Here is a 17622-nt window from a genome sequence, read left to right on the forward strand (position 1 = left end):
ATGGCCATGACCGCTGAAGAAAACGATCTGCTCACGCGCGTCGAAAACGGCGCGCCGATGGGCGAGATGATCCGCCAGCATTACTGGATCCCTGCCGTGCCGTCGGCGAAGCTCGAAGCGGATGGCGCGCCCGTGCTGGTTCGCCTGCTTGGCTCGAACTACGTGGCGTTTCGCGGCACCGACGGCAAGGCCGGCGTGATCGACGAGCTTTGCCCGCACCGCAAGACCTCGATGATGATGGCGCGCAACGAGAATAACGGCTTGCGCTGCATTTTCCACGGCTGGAAGGTGAACGTGGAAGGCCAGGTGGTCGAAGCGCCGAACCAGGTCGGCGACCAGGCGCAGTTCTGCAAGCGCGTGAAGACGAGTCAGTACAGCGTGGAGGAGCGCGGCGGCATCGTCTGGATATGGCTCGGCAAGGGCGGCGAGAACGCCGGGCCGCCGCGCTTCCCCGACCTGCCGTTCACTCAGCTGCCCGCCGGGCAGCGCTCGGTCACCTGCGTCGAAGTGCCGACCAACTGGGTGCAGGGCGTCGAGGCGTCGATGGATTCGTCGCACGTGGGCGTGCTGCACGAATCGACCACGCAGATCACGGCTGGTGGCGGCAACGAACGCATGCACATGACGAAAGCGCTCGCGCCACGTCTCGAGTTCGAGGACCGGCCATACGGCTATCGCTACGCCGCGCTACGCGATTTGCCCGACGAAAAGGTCTATGCACGCGTCAACAATTTCGTGATGCCGTGGTACGGCATCATCTGCGCGCCGGACTCGAACGGGCCGAGCACGGTGTTCTTCTCCACGCCCGTGGATGACGTCACGCACCGCGCCTGGTTCGTGCACTTCAACCCTACGCGCGAGCTCGGCATGACGGTGATGTCGGCTACGCCGGATGTGTGGAACTTCCCGCCGCTGCCACCGGGAACGCGCGAAACCGGCTTCGGGCAGAACCGCGACCTCATGAAGCGCGGCCACGCCACCGGCTTTCACCAGCACCTGGGGACCGAAGACTTCGCGATGTTCCTCGGCCAGGGCCCGATTGCGGACCGCACCACCGAGCAACTCTGCTCCGCCGACGGCGCCGTGCTGCGCGTGCGCGGGCTGCTGCTCAAGTCGGCACGCGAGTTCATGGCCGGCAAGACGCCCACGCTCGCCGACAACCCCGAACTCGACTACTCGCGCGCGATCTCGATCGGCGGCGTGCTGCCGGTCGGTTCGGACTGGCGTTCGCTGACCGATGCCACGTAATCGTATGCAATCCTACGTAACCGACCGCATTACACCCGCATAACACCGTATCTCCGGAATGATTTCGATGCTTGCTCCCCTGCTGCTCACGCTGCGCGTCGCGGCGATCGACACCCCGACTTCGCTCATCAAGTCGTATACGCTCGAAGCGGCCGACGGCGCGTCGCTGCCCGGCTTCGAGCCTGGCGCGCACCTTCAGGTCGAGATCCCGTCCCCGACGGGCGGCGTACCGCAGTGGCGTTCGTATTCGCTGATCCATCTCGATCCGTCCGTCGATCCTCGCGGTGGCGTTCCGGCCTACCGGCTCGGCATCCGCCGCGAGGACGAAGGCCGCGGCGGCTCGCGCCACATGCATGCGCTGGAAGTGGGCGCCACGCTCAACGTGCGCGCGCCGGTCAACCATTTCCGGCTCGCCGCGCCGCCGCGCGTGCTGCTCGTCGCGGGCGGAATCGGCATCACGCCGATCGTCTCGATGGCCAGCGCCCTCGCCGCACAGCAACGCGAATTCGAGCTGCATTTCAGCGGCCGCACGCGCGAGGCGCTGCCCTTCGTCGATGAACTCCGCGCGCTCGCGGGCAAAAGGCTCGTGCTGCACGCCGACGACAATCCGGCCACGCGCCTCTCGGTCGACGCGTTGCTCGACGGCGCTCAGGTGAACCAGCCGATCTACGTGTGCGGACCGGCGGGCATGATCGAAGCGGTGCTTTCAGCGGCGCGCCAGCGCGGCTGGCATGAATGTGATCTGCACTACGAACTTTTTGCCGAGGCCGTGGCGCACGAAGGCGACGCCGCATTCGAAGTCGAACTGAAGTCATCGGGCAAATGCTTCACGGTGGCCGCCGACAAGTCTCTGCTCGATACGCTGATCGAAAACGGCGCCGACGTGATGTATGACTGCCGCGCCGGCTACTGCGGACTGTGCACGACCAAAGTGAGCAGCGGCGAGATCGAGCATCGCGACGTCTATCTCTCCGAGGCGGACAAGGCCAGCGGCAAGGTCATGCAGGTTTGCGTGTCGCGTTGCAAGAGCGGCCGCCTCATGCTCGACCTCTAACACTTTCCACGCAATTCAAGCGGAATCCAGAATGAGCAAAATCCTGGTTACTTATGAACTCGACGGCCCGGTCGCCCTGATCGGCCTGAACCGCCCTGACAAGCGCAACGCGATCAACGAAGACGTGATCGCCCAACTGCGCGCCGCCGTCATGCGCGCGGGCGAAGAAGCCGACGTTGGCGTGCTGTTCGGGCACGGCGGCAATTTCAGCGCGGGTCTTGACCTGCGCGAAGCGCTTGCGCGCGCAACCGGTGAGACCGCGGCCCCGCGCAAGCGCCGCCGCCACTCATGGCACGAAGTGTTCGACATCATTGCGCGCGGACCGATTCCTTTCGTCGCGGCGCTGCACGGCGCCGTGGTGGGTGGCGGCCTCGAGCTCGCGACGGCGGCCCACGTGCGCGTGGGCGACTCGACAGCGTTCTTCGGCCTGCCCGAAGGCCAGCGCGGCATCTTCGTGGGCGGCGGCGGCACGGTGCGCATTCAGCGCGTGATCGGCTACACGGTCATGGCCGACCTCATGCTCACGGGGCGCCTGCTCTCGGCCGAAGAAGGCTTACGCGAGCACGTCATCACGTATCTCACGCCGCCGGGCGAAGCGCTCGCCAAGGCGAAGGAGCTGGCCGCGAAAATCGCCCAGAACGCGCCCGATACGAACTGGCGCATCACCAACCTGCTGCCGCGCGTGAACGATCTTTCGCACGAGGACGGCCTCTTCCTTGAATACATGAGCTCGAATATGGCGCGCTCGCCCGAAACCGCGAAGCGCCTGCAGGCGTTCGTGGATGGCAAGGCGAAGCCGCTCGAGCGCCCCGACACCCGCAAGACCACGGCATAACGACAGCGTGAGGCGCAACGAATCATGAATGCATCAAACGAACTGAATCCGCAGGAAGCGGTCGCGCGCGAAGCGGCGCTCGCGCACGTGAAGGCTGCCGAGAAGACAGCCGCGCAAATCCCGGTCGGCGACGCTGCGCCGCGCCCGGTCGCGCAGGCCGCCGTGATCGGCGCAGGCACGATGGGTGGCGGCATTGCGATGGCGCTGGCCGCCGCGGGCATCCCCGTGACGCTGATCGACGCGAACGAGGAAAGCCTCGCGCGCGGCCTCGCCCGCATTCGCGACAACTACGAAAACAGCGTGAAGCGCGGCAAGCTCGACGCCGCCGTGCGCGACGAGCGTCTCGCGCGCATCACGGGCTCCCTCTCGATCGCCGACGTGAAGAACGCCGACATCGTGATCGAGGCCGTATTCGAAGACCTCGCGCTCAAGCAGGGCATCTTCCGCGAGCTGGACGTGCACGCGAAGCCGGGCGCCGTCCTCGCCACCAACACCTCGGGCCTCGACATCGACGAGATCGCCGCCGTTACGAAGCGCCCCGCCGACGTGGTGGGCGCGCACTTCTTCAGCCCCGCGCACGTCATGCGCCTGCTCGAAGTCGTGCGCGCCGCGCAAACCGCCGACGACGTGATCGCCACGCTCATGGATCTGGGCCGCCGCATGGGCAAAGTGTCGGTGCTCTCGCGCATCTATCCGGGCTTTATCGGCAATGCGCTCTTTCGCAACTACAACCGCGAAGCGCACTTTCTTGTCGAAGACGGCGCGCTGCCGCACGAAGTGGATGCGGCGCTCAAGGCGTTCGGCTACGCGATGGGCATCTTCGCCGTGCACGACATGGCCGGCAACGACGTGGGCTACCAGACGCGCAAGGCGCAGATGGCGACACGTCCCACCGACCGCCGCTGGAACGATCTCATCATGAAGCTCGTGGAAATGGGCCGGCTCGGCCAGAAAAGCGGCAAGGGCTGGTATCGCTACGAGGCGGGCAGCCGCGAGCCGCAGCGCGACGAAGAACTGGAGCGCTTCATCGTAGAGGAATCGGAACGCATGGGCATTACCCGCCGCCCGATATCCGCCGGGGAAGTCGTCAAGCGCTGCGTGTACGGCATGATCAACGAAGGCGCGAGGCTGCTGGAACAGGGTATCGCGCTGCGTGCGAGCGACATCGACGTAGTTTACGTGACGGGCTACGGCTTTCCCGCGCACCGCGGCGGCCCGATGTACTACGCAGACCAGATCGGCCTGGCGAACGTCTATCGCGACATCCAGCGGCTCCATGAGGAGTATGGTTACTGGTGGAAGCCCGCACCGCTCCTGGAAAAGCTCGCGGCGGAGAACGGCCGCTTCGGCGATCTGTGACGCAACCGCTGTCCCGCAGCCGCCGCGCGTACGCGCACGGCGGCCGCTACGGCACCCGGCCGAACGGGCCACGCTTTCACTCTTCGTGCTGCTCGGCGTCGAGCGACCCGGCCTCGGCCGAAGCCGTTTCGCGCGCGTGGCTCATCGGCGCGTCGTTGAAGAACTCGGCCGGCAAGGTGGCGAGGAACTCCGAGAAGCCCGCGTCGCCGCCCGGCGAATGCTGCGCCATGACTTCCTCGGCGGTCGCCTCGTCGCCCGAAAGCAGCGCTTGCGCGAGGCGCTGGTGGTCGGCGATCACCTTCTCCCGGCGGCTCGGCGCCAGAAACAGCTTGGGGCGATAGCGTGAAATCAGGCGGCGGATCGCCCGGATCTGCTCGGCCAGGTAGTCGTTGTGGCAGGCCTGACAGATCACCTCGTGGAATTCGGCATTGCTGCGCGCAAAACGGCGGGCGTCGCTCTGGTTCAGCGCTTCCACGCCTTCGTCGATCGTGCGCTGCAGTTCCACGCGCTGCTCGTCGTTCATGCGGCGGGCGGCCAGGCGCGCCGAAACGGCTTCCAGCTCGTGCAGCAGTTCAAGCATGTTCCGCAGCTGCGGGACCGTCATCTTTGTCACGAACACGCCCTGGCGCGGCACGATCTGCACATACTGCTGCGCGGCAAGCTGCTGCAGCGCCTCGCGAATGGGCGTGCGCGACACATTGAAGCGCGCGGCGAGCGCGCGCTCGTCGAGCGCGGCGCCCGGCACGAGTTCGCCTCGCTCGATTTCCGATTCCAGGAGCGCCTTGATTTCGGCGGACCGGCTCAGTTTGGGTGGCAGACTCATTGAATGGCTGACAGTGGGTTCGAAGGGCCATATCGGCGGCTTGCAACTGCCGATGGCGTTTAAAATCCATATGATACCGTCAGGTATACCAAACGCCCAACTGTGTGTTACCCCAATGAAAAGGGAATGATCGAGTCGCCGGAGGGCATCCGTGCGCGCGGACAGCAACTCAATCCGCGCAAGAGAGTGGCATTCTCCTTACCCCGGCTTGGCGCCCCCAGGGCTTCGCGCGCGAATGCCCGCCAGGTCCATGAGGTCCCGGCGGGCATGTAGACAAACGGTTTGAACCGGCCGAACTGTCGAGTAGGATTCCTTAAAAAAGCGCCGGCACCCGGAAACTCAATCCAGCTACCGGCGCGTCGCGAAACGATTAGAAAGTGTGTCGAATACCGATCTGCATAGCCAGCTGGTTGGCCGTGGTCGATGCGAGGTTACCGTACAGCGAGCCGCCTGCTCCCGGAACCGAGTACGGCGTCGAAACGAGGAAGCTGTCCGCGAACTTCTGCCCCGCGAACGCATGCTGGAATACGCCGAACATGTAGACGTCGGTGCGTTTCGAAAGGTGATAGTCCACGCCGGCGCTGTAGAGGTCGTATTTGCCAAGGCGGTGCTGGTCTACATAAGTGAACCCGCCGCCCACCGTGAGCATCGGCGAGATCCTGTAGCTCGTGCCGACCTCGTAGGCGTTCACCGTGACGACACCACGCGGGCTCTTCGACGCATTCGTGTACGTGTACGTGTACAACCCATTGACCGACCACGCATCGTTCAGGTTCACCATGCCGCCAACGGCAACCGTGTAGATCGACTCCGCGTCGAGCGCAACCTGCGCCATCGTGCCGACGCCGCGCGTTGCGTTGCCGCCGTCCGTCTTTGTGATCACGGCAGCCATCGAGTACGGTGCGTTGAACGTGCCGGTCGGGCTGTACTTGATGCCGCCGCTAATCACGCGCGGGTTACCGGTCGGCGTGCCGCCGAAAGCGCCTGCGATATTGCTGAAGCCATACATCACGCCCGCGCCGAAGCCATGCCAGTTAGGCGTTTCGTAGCGCACCATGTTGCTCACCGGCTCGCCCGCGAGGCGGTCAATGTCGTAGGCGCCGTGGAACGCATACGAAGGCGCGAACTGCGCGACGTTCGTGTAATAGGAGATGTAGTCGTAAATGAAGTCGTAATCGTAGCCGGCGATCAGCGTACCGAACCTGTCGCTCGACAGTCCCACGAAAGCGCGGCGTCCGAACAACGCGCCGCCGTGGCCCGCGGCGCCGGTGTTCAGCGAAAAGCCGTTCTCCAGCGTGAAGATCGCCTTCAGTCCGCCCCCCAGATCCTCCACGCCTTTCAAGCCCCAGCGCGACGCCTGGTTGATGCCGTCATCCATTTTCCAGAGCGAATGACCGCCCGCGTTGCTCACATAGGTGAGGCCATTGTCGATAATCCCGTACAGCGTCACGCTGCTTTGCGCGTGCGCGCCACCCGCCATCACGGCCGCTATCGCGCCCGCCAAAACCTTCTTCTTCACTTGACGATCTCCTGAAATTGCGGGCTTTTGCACCCGCTTTTATTGCTGGTGTATTCCCATCGGCTGGCGCCGGCTTCGAACTACTTGCTGCGAGAGAGGTGGCGCGAGGCCAGGAAGTAATGGACAGCCGACCATCCGAGCGCCACGCTGACCGCCAGCATCGCGTAACGAATGCCGTGAGCCGAAGCATCGTGACAGGCCGACGCGAAGGCTCCCTGACCTGCGGCAACTGCGCCATGCAGGCCGTGTGCGCCGCCAGCCGCGCAAACCAGCTTGAACTGGCCTTGCGTGAACAGGCGTGCCGCAAGGTGATCGCTCAGGAATCCTACAGTGGTCGGACCCAAACCCTGACCCACCAGATTCATGAGCAGGAACACACAGGCCGACGCGGTGGCGCGCATGCGCGGTTCGACGATGCCGTGCACGACGGCGAAGGTCGGGCCATTCCACATGCTCAGCATGATCGTGGCGCAGAAGATCAGTGCCACCGCGGCGTGCCATTGCCCGAGGGTGAGGGCGAATGCCACGAGCGGAAAGCCGATCGCCGTGCCGAGCGCGGGCACCCAGGCATACCAGCGCCGATTCTTCACGCCCAGCGAGTCGGCGAGCAGGCCGCCCAGCGGGTTGCCGAGCAAACCGCCCACACCGATCATGAGGCCGAAGATCAGCCCGGCCTGCGCGAAGCTCAGGCCGTACACGCGGTTCAGATAGACGGGGATGAACAGGTTGACGCCGTACTGCGCGAACCCGCCGATCACGGTGCCGAGCAGCATGTGCACGAAGGCGCGGCTCTTGAACAGAACGGCGAGCACATCGCGCAGCGGCGGCACGGGGGCCGCAGCGTGCGCACCGCCCTCCTCCGCCCCGCCGCGCTTCGGTTCGCGCAGCGTGACCCAGGCAAGCAGACCGAAGATGAGTCCCGGGAGGCCGACCACGAAGAACACCGGGCGCCAGCCCATGTGCTGCACCATCAAGCCGCCGCCTAGCGCGCCGGCAAGCACGCCGATGGGCGGCCCGAACGCATAGATGGAGAGCGCGCTCGCGCGGCGGCGCGGGCCAAACTGGTCGGAAATCAGCGAGTGCGCGGTGGGTGTGCTGCCGGCCTCGCCAATGCCCACCCCAAGTCGGTAGAGCAGCAATTGCCAGTACGCGCCGGCAGTACCGCACAGCGCCGTCATGACCGACCAGGCACCAATAGAAAGCGCGATCAGCACGACACGGTTGAAACGCTCGGCGAGACGCGCGATCGGCAGGCCCAACAGCGAATAGAAGATCGAGAACGCGAGCCCGTTCAGCAGCCCGAGTTGCAGGTCGCTCAGGTTCATCTCGATCTTCATCGACTGGCCGACGACCGCGATGATGATCCGGTCGACAAAACTCGACGCATAGATCAGAACGAGGAGTAGCAGAAACCAGCTGCGGTACCAGCCGGTTTCGGACCTCGCTCCGATGTTCGGGGCCGTCAGTTCCTTCATTTGGTGTCTCCGAGGTGAACCGTACGTCATGTTCGGCTCGCCGTTTGTATGCCACAAAGCGTCTGTGGGATTTTTTGAGGATTCTGTAGCATAATTTTTGGGTGCGCAAGGCTAACTCGCGTCAAAGGCATCCTCGTTTTCACTAGGACGAATCGTCTAATCAATGCAGTCCCGGCGACCGGATAAGTCCTGGCAAGCCGCAAATGCGCGCTGGCCAAGGCGCAGACGGGCGCGAGTCGGCAAACGGCTAACGCATGGAGAGGGTGAGACGCGACAATCAGCGATTTGTTGCGCACGCAACGAACATGATCGAACAGCTTGTCACCAATCCGGCGCCATTTACTGTTTGATGTTTGGCGCCAAAGGTGCTACGAGTGGCGTGGCGAACGCGGTGCCCGCCCTCGAACGCATCGTTGCGGTCGATGTGCGCGAGGGGGCGTGAAGTCAGCCGGTCAGAGAAGCCGCGATGGCCTTCCTGAACGGCATCAGTTTCGAAGCCGCGCGCAGCATGAACTCGCGCGCCAGTTTCGCGGGCGCGGTGTTGTTCGTATAGACGTCAGTGATGAACCGGGTCGCGAGATAGAGCGGCTTCGTCGCGCGGCGGTGCTGGGTTTCATAGCGCTGCAAAACCGAGGGAGCCCAGATATCGAAGCCGCTTTTGTGCGCCTCGATGATTCGGTTACCTAATGTTTCCACGCCGAGCAGACCGAAATTGAATCCATGCGCGGTCACCGGATGCATGCCCACCGCGGCGTCGCCCACGGCCGCGAAGCGTCTGCCGACGAAGCGCTCCGGATAAACGGCCACGAGCGGATACACATGCCGCGTGCTCGCCAGCCTCATCGCGCCCAACCTGTGCATGAAGCGATCTTCGATATGCCGCGCGAACGCGACGGGCGCAAGCGCGGCGGTCTCGTTGACCTGTCCCATGGGTAGCGTGAGCACGACCGACGACTGATGCGCGTTCGTCGAGCGCTCCGCGTTCATGGGCAGCAACGCGAGCGTCTGATCGTAGCCGAACCATTCCCACGCGGCGTGCTCGTGAGGCGCTTCGTGCGTCATGCGGCAAACCAGCATAGCCTTGCCGAAATCGTGCATGTTGGCAGCAATGCCCATCATCTTGCGCGTAGGCGAGAAGCGGCTGTCCGCCGCGACGATCAACTTCGCCGAGAGCGTTTCACCGCTCTCCAGTGTCACGTTCGCCAGAGCGTCATCGGCTTTCACAGCACTGACCTTTTGCGCCGCGAGCAGCGTCACGTCGCCATGCTCCGCCGCGCTTTGCCGCAGCGCCTCGTAGGCGGCCTTGCGAATCAGATGGTTGGAGACCAGCCAGCCCAGTTCCGTGTGGCCGCTCAGGTCGTGCCCGATCTCGAGCGCCCCCGGCGAGGGACCATTGAATACCCTCGCGCTGCGAAGCGGCGCACGCGCGTGCGGGTCGATGAGATCCCAAAGCCCGAACCTGCGCATCGCGCGCACCGACTTCTGGGTCAGCGCGATCTCGCGTCCGTCGAACTGCGGTTCGCTGATGTCGGCGAGGCACTGCTGCTCGACGATGACGATCTTGAGGCCAACACCACTGAGCGCGCGCGCGAGACACAGCCCCACCGGCCCGGCGCCCACGATTACGATATCTGCTTGCATGAACCGAACGATTGGAATGTGATTCAGACGGGTTAATCGGTTTGATCGGCCTGATCGGCCGTTGCGATGCCGCGTTCGCGCAGGGCTTCGACCATGAGCGCGTCCATCGACTTCACGTGCCAGGCGAACCATTCGCGTAGTTCGCTCACCAGTTGCCGCCCGCTGTCGAAGCGTCCCTCGTCGGCGACTTGCCTGCGCACCTCGCGGGCCACGTTCAGGACGTGCCGATGCTGGCTCCCATGGCAATGGCGCGGACCAAAGTTCATCTCCTCCATCCATGCCTCTTCCTGCGCGAAATGCTGCTTCGTATGCGCCGCCCACGCGTCGAACGCGCCGAGCCAGGTTTCGTCGCTCGCGCACGCGAGCGCGTCGACCAGCGCGACGAATTCGGCATGCATCGTATCGGTCATGGGTTCGCCCAGTTGCAGATCGGGCGCAAGTGTCGGCGAGGTGCGCGGCGCGGGTGAATTCATCAAGGGGGTGACTGCGCTCAGAAACGGTCTGAAAGCCCACTCGGGCAATTTTTCAAGATACCGGGGCGCATGAGATTGCGCGCTGATTTTTAGCAAACGTCGCACGATCGGTCGGTGAGGCCGATGGACGCGGCCCGCCCACATGCAGGCAAAGCGATCAGACGAAAAGAAACATCGATTCCGGCGCAGCGCGGGGAGCGCGGGCCGCAAACGTGGAAGGATGCGAGGAAAGGTGCCGCAGACGTAAAAACACGAAGCCGCGCGGCGCGCGGCTCAAACCAGTTCGGCGAGATTGACGAGGGCGCGGTCGCCGTCGGACTGCGCTTCGTCTTCGGCGCGGAAAGTCTTCTCGCTGTACGCGATGACCTTGAACCCGCCGCCTGCCGAACGCTCTATGGTGATACCCCAGTGCCAGCCGCCTTCCTGTTCAAATACGTGCAGCTTCGGACTCGATGGTTGGCTCGGCGATTGAAAAATATTCATTGAAGCCTCCCGTGGTGGGAATATCGTCTCCGACGATTGCCTGGATAAGAATCAGTCTAAAAACCTCCTTGCTGCGACGCAATACGGAATTACGTGGACGTGAGAACCCTGAGGCGTTGCGCATTATTCGAGAAGTACCCCGGTTACTATTCGACGCCTGGCAAACGCAAATGCCGCCAGCCACGCTCCCATTCCTGAGTGCGAAACAGCGAGAGCCCGATGACTACCGTAACGAATGCCACGACGCATGCCGCGTCCCCCTATCAGCTCGATCTTTCGCGGCATGCTCGCCGCGCACTGCTGGAAGGACCCACGCCGATCCAGCCCTTGCCGCGGCTAAGCCACGAACTGGGGGGCGTCAATGTCTATGTCAAGCGGGACGATCTGACTGGCCTCGGCGGCGGCGGCAACAAGCTGCGCAAGCTGGAGTTCCTGATGGGCGAAGCGCTGGCTGCGGGCGCGGACACCATCATCACTGTGGGCGCGCGCCAGTCGAACCATGCGCGCTTGACGGCGGCTGCGGCGGCGCAAGCGGGCCTGCAGTGCGAACTCGTGCTCACGCGGGCCGTGCCGCGCGCGGATTTCGAGTATCTGGAGAACGGCAACATCCTGCTCGACGACCTGCTCGGCGCACGCGTGCACGACCTGCCCGGCACGGCCAACGCACTGGAGTTCGCCCAGGCCCGCGCCGACGAGCTGCGCGCCCAGGGCCGCAAGGTCTACGTGTGCCCGCTGGGCGGATCGAGCCCGGTCGGATGTCTGGGGTACGCGGCGTGCGCCGCGGAAATCATGACGCAGGCCCATGCACAGGGTTTGAGCTTCGCACGCGTCGTCGTGCCGAACGGCAGCGGCGGCATGCACGCAGGGCTCGCCGCCGGCTTCGCGGCCTTGGGCATCGATCCGAGCCTCGTGCTTGCGTACACCGTGCTGGCGAAGGCCGGGCAGGCCCACGCCGCAACGTTCGAAAAGGCCGGCAAGACGCTCGAGCTGATCGATCAGGCGCGGCGCATCGAGGGCCGCTCGATCGTGATCGACGAAGCCCAGCTCGGCGAAGGCTACGGCATTCCAACCGACGCGATGCGCGAGGCCGTGCGTCTCGTCGCTTCGAAAGAAGGCCTGCTGATCGACCCCGTGTACGGCGGCAAGGCGTTCGCGGGTCTCGTGCACGCCGCGCGATCGGGGCGCCTTGCACGCGGCGAGAACGTCCTCTTCGTCATGACTGGCGGCTTGCCGGGCCTGTTTGCTTATCGCAGTGCATTCTGATGCGTCGCGCGCCGCATTCTAGAATCGTCGAACTGAACGACGAGGGAGTCCACGATGACCGATGACGAACGTGCCATTCGAGAGCTGGTGCAAACCTGGATGGAGGCCAGCCGCGCCGGCGACACGGCCAAAGTCCTGAGCCTGATGACCGACGACGTGGTGTTCACGGTGCCCGGCCAGGAGCCGTTCGGCAAGGCCGAGTTCGCGGCGGCCTCGCAAGCGCAGCAAGACATGCGCATAGAGGGCACGGCTGAGATCGTGGAACTGCAGGTGCTGGGCGATTGGGCCTTTCTGCGCAATCGCATCGATATCGCCATTACGCCGCCGGGCGCGCCCCAGCCCATACGCCGTGCAGGCTACACGCTCACGCTGGTGCGCAAGGACGCGAGCGGACGCTGGCTGCTCGCGCGTGACGCCAATCTCGTGGCGCCGAAGGCGTAAATTCCCCGCCGCGAACGCGGTCGGCGCCGCTACAAACCACGATCCTGCCGCCGCGCTCCAGGCCGCCGGCAGCGCGGGCGCACCCGCTTGCTTTCACCGCTGAAAGAGAACAACCCCGCGCGACGGGCCTCGCAGCGTTACGTCCCTTTTTAGAATCAGAAAAGCTTATCGATTCCTTCAGTTTATTGAGTTTCCCTTAATCGTTCGGTTGCGGCAAAGTGACGCTCATACGCTCGGAGCCACTCCTTGAACCAACGCATCGATCCCTCCCTACTTGCTGTGCCCGACCTGTCGTACGCGACGTTGCACTCGGGCATTGCCCTGCCGTTCCTGGAGCGCGGCGATGGCGAGCCGCTGCTGTTCGTCCACGGATCGCTCTGCGATTACCGCTACTGGATGCCGCAGCTCAACGGCCTGTCGGAGCATTTTCGCTGCATCGCGCCGAGCCTGAGCCATTACTGGCCCGCGGCCGACGCCTGTATCCAGGGCGATTTCGGCTGGGAGAGCCACGTCACCGAGTTGGCCGATTTCATCGCCGCGCTGGGTCTCGAATCGGTGCACCTCGTGGGTCATTCGCGGGGCGGCTGCGTGGCGTGGCATCTGGCGCGCCGCTATCCGCGCCTCGTGCGCACGCTGGTGCTGGCCGACCCGGGCGGCCCGCTCTCGCGCGTGGACGACGACGAAGCCGCGCTGCCCCCTGCCACCAATGCACTGCGCACGCGCGCGGCCGACCTCATCCATGCCGGCGAAGTCGAAGCGGGGCTCGAGTTGTTCGTCGACTCCGTGAGCGTGCCGGGCGCGTGGAAGAAAGGCTCGGCGGCGTTTCGCCAGATGGCCATCGCCAACGCCACGACACTGCCCAAGCAGTTGCAGGACCCGCTGCCGCCGTATGCGCCGCGCGCCGCGGGCGAGATCAAGTGCCGCACACTGCTGATCGACGGCCAGCGCAGCCCGCTCATGTTCCGCAACAACGTCGAAGCGCTGGACGAGTGGATCGAGTTCGCGCGCCGCGTCACGATCAAGGGCGCCACGCACGGCATGAACGGCACGCACCCCGACCTCTTCAACACCCACGTCCATACCTTCATCACGCAGGGTTGAGACTTCAGTCACGGCCCGGTTGATAGCTCGCCTGTGGTCGAGGCGACTCAACCGTCGGCCGCAATTCCAGCCGCACCGGCATGCGATTCGGCACCATCGCGAACGCCGTGATTTCCTCGATCATCGAAGGTTCCTCCGCCCACTGTTCGAGCACACGATGCAGTTTGGGCGCATTCAGCTGATGCAGATTGCCGATGAGCGGCAAGCCGCGCGGGCATGGCAGGTCGCGCACCTGGCGCAGGCGCCGGGCGGAGGATGCGGCGGCGTCCATGGCGCGACGGAGGCGAAGGCGCTCAGTCGAGCGACATGCCCAGCTCGGCGGCCATGCGAGCGACGAGCGTTTGCAGGCGCGCGACTTCATCGGCGAGACGCTGCTGTTCGGCGCGTACTGCTTCGAAGTCCGCGAGCGAGACGCTCTCGCCGGCTTCCTCGCGCGCCCCGGGAGCGATGGTCCCCGCGGCGACGAAACTTGCCGTGTTGACCTCGCCGCACATCAGATGCATCCAGCGGCTTTCGCGCTCGCCCGGCGCGCGCGGCAGCTTCACGACGAGCGGCGGCTCGCGTTCGGCCAATTCTTCGAGGAAGCCTTCGACCGAAGAGACGTCGGCGAACCCGTGCAGGCGCGACGAGTTCAGGCGCAATTCCGCGGCCGTCTGTGCGCCGCGCAGCAGCAGCACCGTCAGGAGCGCAACGGCCTGGCTCGGCACGCCGAGCACGCGGTTCAGATTGTGCTCGAAGCGCGGCACGCGGCTGCTGCTGCCTTCGAACACCAGGCTCAACAGCTTGAGGTCTTCGATGGCGGCCAGCACTTCGGCTTCGCTCACGTTCATGACCGGCGTGCGCGCGGTCTTCTGGTTGCAGCCGAGCGTGAGTGCGTTGAGCGAGAGCGGATAGGTGTCGGGCACCGTGTGCTGCTTTTCGACCAGCACGCCGACGATACGCGCCTCGATCGGCGAGAGCGCGCGCAATGCGCGCGGCGAGGAAGCATCGGCAGGAGAATTCATGGGCAGATCAGTCCGCTGTGTTTCTGTTGGAATCAGGCGTTCGATCATACGCGCGCCGGGCTTCCTGCAGAAGTCACGCATCGCTCAGTCCGCGCTCAGCCCGCGCTCAGCCCGCGATCAGCTTCAGCCCCGCCGGCAGCGCCTCGCCGAACACCCGGCCCGTGTCGGCCGTATCGAGCGCGACGACTTCGCGCACCATCGTGACCCACGTGGGCGGCGCGTTCGCCGACTCCATCCGGCGCACCACGGTCTCGCGCAGCTCGGGGGGCAGGTCGCGCGAACGGTCGCCCGTCATGCGCGCGATTTGCGCGGCGGCGAACATCGCCGGTTCGATCTTCTTCCAGTCGAGCGCGAGAATCGCATCGAGCCAAAGCGCTGCGGTGTGCGGCGGCACCACGCCGTGCGCGCTGCCGTAGAACGGCTGGCGCGCGCCGATGCGGCCCACGGCCCACCACGTCTGATGATTCTCGGTAGGCTTCTGGAGCCGCTGCAACAGCCGCTCGCCGATCTCGATCTTGCGCTCGGCCGCAATCTGCTCGAGCGACGCATAGAGCCGGATCATGTCCGGCACGCCCAGCTTCGCGGCGTCGAAGGGCAGCTTGTGGCGCTTCGCGCCGGCCGCCTCTTCGAGGTACGTCATCGCCGCCAGCACCTCGTCCTGCTGCGCCTCGTTCAGGCCGCCCGCCGCGCGCCGCCAGAGCGTCCACCACTCCGACCACACCTGGCCTTCGCCTACGAACTGGATGCCGTCGTCGAAGAGCGACCAGAGCTGCTCGACGCGCCATTCGTCCAGCGGATAGCCGAAGCCCGGACGCAGACAGAAGCCGGCGAGATTGAGCCACAGGCGTTCGTGATCGGCGGAGCGCCGCCGCTTGCCCGCGCGTTCCCAGAGCGCGCCGAACAGCTCGCGCAGCAGCGGTCCGTCCCAGTTCTGGCGCGGCCCGAGCCGCTCTTCGAGATGCGCGCGCAAGCGCTTCACTTCCTTCGGGTCGACCTTGGCGGAACGCGCGCCGAACACGCGCTCGATCGCCTCGATCGCTTCGTCGAGGCACGCATGGCGCGACTCGCCGATTGCCGCGCCTGCACCGCCCTCGTGCTCCGCGCGGCGCAGCGCAAATTCGAGCAGCCAGCGCTGCGAAGCATCGTCGGTGGCGATGCAGTGCATCTCCAGGGTGCCGATTTCGGTGAGCGCGGTCGTGAGCTTGACGGGGCGCTCGCGTGCCGTCTTTGCATTGCCACCCGCGGGCACCACGGTTGCGAGCGGCGGCAGGCGCACGAAGTCGGCCGCCGCGAGGTCGGCCAGCTCGCCGGGTTGCCACGCGGTGTCGGCCACCGTCGATGCAAGGTGGAACTGCACCGGCTGGCCCAGTTGCAATGCGAACGTGCGGTCGTCCAGATGCAGCTCGTGGCCTTCCTCCGTGCCGCGTGGCAGGACGCACACGCCACGCGGAGCGGCATCGGCTCCCGCGCCTTCATCGAGAACGAGAAAGTAACTGCGCGGCGAGCCGCCGCCGATACGAGGCGCGTTGCCTGCCCTCGCAAGCGCATAGGCGACCGCGCCGCGCGCGACGGCCACGTCGGGCTGATCGTTCTGCAGCACGTTGAGCGGCTCGCCGCGCCACGTGCCGAGCGTATCGGCCAGACGCTGCGCGAGCAAGCGGGCGCGGAACACGCCGCCGTTGAGCAGCAGCGCGTCGGGCATGGGCAGCGCGGCTTCCGGTTCACCGGCAGCGCCAGACAAACCCAGCGCCTCGCGCGACTGCGCCGCGAAGCGCTGCAAGAACGCTGCGATATGGCGCGTGATGCCCGGATCGGCGGCATAGGGCAAGCCGAACTCGACGATCGCCGCGCGCGAGCGGCGCGGCAGGTCGCCGGCAGTGCCCATGGGGAAGAAGCCGTCCACCACGATCTGCGCGACTTCCTCGCGGCCGAGCTGCGTGGTGCGCGCGCCGCCCACGAGCCGCGCGCCCGCGCCGAGCAGCGTGATCGGCACGGACTCGGGCGCGCTCGTGTCGAGCAACTGCTCCTTCGCGACGCGGCAGCGTTCCACGAGCTGCGAAAGGCTCGCCGCGCTCAGGCGCGTTGGTGCGTTCGCGAGTCGGCTCTCGGCCAGATGCGCGAGCGCGAGATCCATGTTGTCGCCGCCGAGCATCAGATGATTGCCCACGCCAATGCGCGTGAGCTGCGGCTCGCCGCCCTCGAACTGCACCTTGATGAGCGTGAGGTCGGTCGTGCCGCCGCCCACGTCGCACACGAGCACGAGGCGCGACGCGCCCAGCTCCGCATCGAGCGTCGTGCGATGGTGATACAGCCAGTCGTAGAACGCGGCCTGCGGTTCTTCGAGCAGACGCAGCGCGGGCAATTGCGCCATGCGCGCCGCTTCGAGCGTGAGCGCGCGCGCGCCGTCGTCGAACGAGGCAGGCACGGTGAGCACCACGTCCTGATCTTCGAGCGGCGCATGCGGGAAACGATGGTTCCACGCGGCGCGCACGTGCGCGAGATAGCTCGCGCTCGCGACCACCGGCGAGACCTTGGCGACGTCCTCGGGCGCGCCCCACGGCAGGATCGGCGCGAGGCGGTCCACCGCGGCGTGCGAGAGCCAGCTTTTCGCGCTCGCTACGAGCCGGCCGGGCACCTGCGCGCCGAGCGTGCGCGCGAGGCGGCCGATGACGGCGTCGTCGCCGGGCGTCGGTGCGCGCCACGGCAAACGCAGATCGCCTGCCGCAAGCTCGCCTGCCGCCGGGTGATAGCGCGCGGAAGGCAGCATCTTTTCCGCGCCCACTTCCCCGAGGCCGGTGAGCTGCTCGACGTCGAACACGTGGATGGCGTCGCCGCCAGCCTCCACGTACGCCACGACCGTATTGCTCGTCCCCAGGTCGATGCCGACGACGTATTGCTTCATC

General features: G+C 65.7%; 16 protein-coding genes. 7 read left to right on the forward strand and 9 right to left on the reverse strand.

The window, feature by feature from the left end; all coding sequences use genetic code 11:
* The 4 genes from BFD71_RS23650 to BFD71_RS23665 all read left to right on the forward strand — a co-directional run bounded on the left by BFD71_RS23650 (position 1) and on the right by BFD71_RS23665 (position 4496).
* Positions 1–1248 (forward strand): aromatic ring-hydroxylating dioxygenase subunit alpha, encoded by a 1248-nt coding sequence (locus BFD71_RS23650; protein WP_069266749.1) that lies wholly within the window; start codon positions 1–3, stop codon positions 1246–1248.
* A gap of 67 nt (positions 1249–1315) precedes the next feature.
* Positions 1316–2302 carry a PDR/VanB family oxidoreductase gene (locus BFD71_RS23655; RefSeq protein ID WP_069266883.1) on the forward strand — a complete coding sequence of 329 codons (987 nt, stop codon included), beginning with the start codon at positions 1316–1318 and terminating at the stop codon, positions 2300–2302.
* Between the two features lie 31 nt (positions 2303–2333).
* On the forward strand, positions 2334–3137 hold the full coding sequence (locus BFD71_RS23660) for a crotonase/enoyl-CoA hydratase family protein (protein WP_069266750.1): 804 nt from the start codon (positions 2334–2336) through the stop codon (positions 3135–3137).
* Positions 3138–3161: 24 nt separating this feature from the next.
* Entirely contained in the window at positions 3162–4496 is a 1335-nt protein-coding gene (locus tag BFD71_RS23665; RefSeq protein WP_069266751.1) for a 3-hydroxyacyl-CoA dehydrogenase, read from the forward strand.
* A 76-nt stretch (positions 4497–4572) separates the two neighbouring features.
* Here the strand turns inward: BFD71_RS23665 and BFD71_RS23670 are convergent, their stop codons facing one another.
* The 6 genes from BFD71_RS23670 to BFD71_RS23695 form a co-directional block, all read right to left on the reverse strand.
* Positions 4573–5487: a GntR family transcriptional regulator gene (locus BFD71_RS23670; RefSeq protein WP_256094895.1), complete on the reverse strand. Its 915-nt coding sequence runs from the start codon at positions 5485–5487 to the stop codon at positions 4573–4575.
* 202 nt (positions 5488–5689) lie between these two features.
* The gene (locus BFD71_RS23675; RefSeq protein WP_069266753.1) at positions 5690–6838 is read right to left on the reverse strand and encodes a porin; all 1149 of its coding nucleotides are present in this window, start codon (positions 6836–6838) and stop codon (positions 5690–5692) included.
* 80 nt (positions 6839–6918) lie between these two features.
* Positions 6919–8313 (reverse strand): spinster family MFS transporter, encoded by a 1395-nt coding sequence (locus BFD71_RS23680; protein WP_069266754.1) that lies wholly within the window; start codon positions 8311–8313, stop codon positions 6919–6921.
* Positions 8314–8757: 444 nt separating this feature from the next.
* Positions 8758–10086, reverse strand: a complete 1329-nt coding sequence (ubiM, locus tag BFD71_RS23685; RefSeq protein WP_141710780.1) for a 5-demethoxyubiquinol-8 5-hydroxylase UbiM — start codon at positions 10084–10086, stop codon at positions 8758–8760.
* Positions 9987–10427: a hemerythrin domain-containing protein gene (locus BFD71_RS23690; protein ID WP_069266756.1), complete on the reverse strand. Its 441-nt coding sequence runs from the start codon at positions 10425–10427 to the stop codon at positions 9987–9989. Before BFD71_RS23690 ends, ubiM begins: the two co-directional genes overlap by 100 nt.
* Positions 10428–10700: 273 nt before the next feature.
* Positions 10701–10910 (reverse strand): hypothetical protein, encoded by a 210-nt coding sequence (locus BFD71_RS23695; protein ID WP_069266757.1) that lies wholly within the window; start codon positions 10908–10910, stop codon positions 10701–10703.
* 219 nt (positions 10911–11129) lie between these two features.
* Here BFD71_RS23695 and BFD71_RS23700 point away from each other — a divergent pair, with 219 nt between their 5' ends.
* The 3 genes from BFD71_RS23700 to BFD71_RS23710 all read left to right on the forward strand — a co-directional run bounded on the left by BFD71_RS23700 (position 11130) and on the right by BFD71_RS23710 (position 13715).
* On the forward strand, positions 11130–12173 hold the full coding sequence (locus BFD71_RS23700; protein ID WP_069266758.1) for a D-cysteine desulfhydrase family protein: 1044 nt from the start codon (positions 11130–11132) through the stop codon (positions 12171–12173).
* Between the two features lie 54 nt (positions 12174–12227).
* Positions 12228–12614, forward strand: coding sequence for an SgcJ/EcaC family oxidoreductase (locus BFD71_RS23705; protein ID WP_069266759.1), 387 nt, complete (start codon positions 12228–12230; stop codon positions 12612–12614).
* Positions 12615–12860: 246 nt separating this feature from the next.
* The gene (locus BFD71_RS23710) at positions 12861–13715 is read left to right on the forward strand and encodes an alpha/beta fold hydrolase (RefSeq protein ID WP_069266760.1); all 855 of its coding nucleotides are present in this window, start codon (positions 12861–12863) and stop codon (positions 13713–13715) included.
* Positions 13716–13719: 4 nt separating this feature from the next.
* On the opposite strand, the gene BFD71_RS23715 is transcribed toward BFD71_RS23710, so the two are convergent.
* The 3 genes from BFD71_RS23715 to BFD71_RS23725 form a co-directional block, all read right to left on the reverse strand.
* Positions 13720–13986, reverse strand: a complete 267-nt coding sequence (locus tag BFD71_RS23715) for a hypothetical protein (RefSeq protein WP_069266761.1) — start codon at positions 13984–13986, stop codon at positions 13720–13722.
* A gap of 22 nt (positions 13987–14008) precedes the next feature.
* The gene (locus BFD71_RS23720; protein WP_069266884.1) at positions 14009–14719 is read right to left on the reverse strand and encodes a YceH family protein; all 711 of its coding nucleotides are present in this window, start codon (positions 14717–14719) and stop codon (positions 14009–14011) included.
* 106 nt (positions 14720–14825) lie between these two features.
* A complete protein-coding gene (locus BFD71_RS23725) occupies positions 14826–17621 on the reverse strand; it encodes an Hsp70 family protein (protein ID WP_069266762.1) in 2796 nt (931 codons plus the stop codon).
* Position 17622 lies beyond the last annotated feature (1 nt).

The sequence above is a fragment of the Paraburkholderia nodosa genome, assembly GCF_001718195.1.
Classification (GTDB): domain Bacteria; phylum Pseudomonadota; class Gammaproteobacteria; order Burkholderiales; family Burkholderiaceae; genus Paraburkholderia; species Paraburkholderia nodosa_A.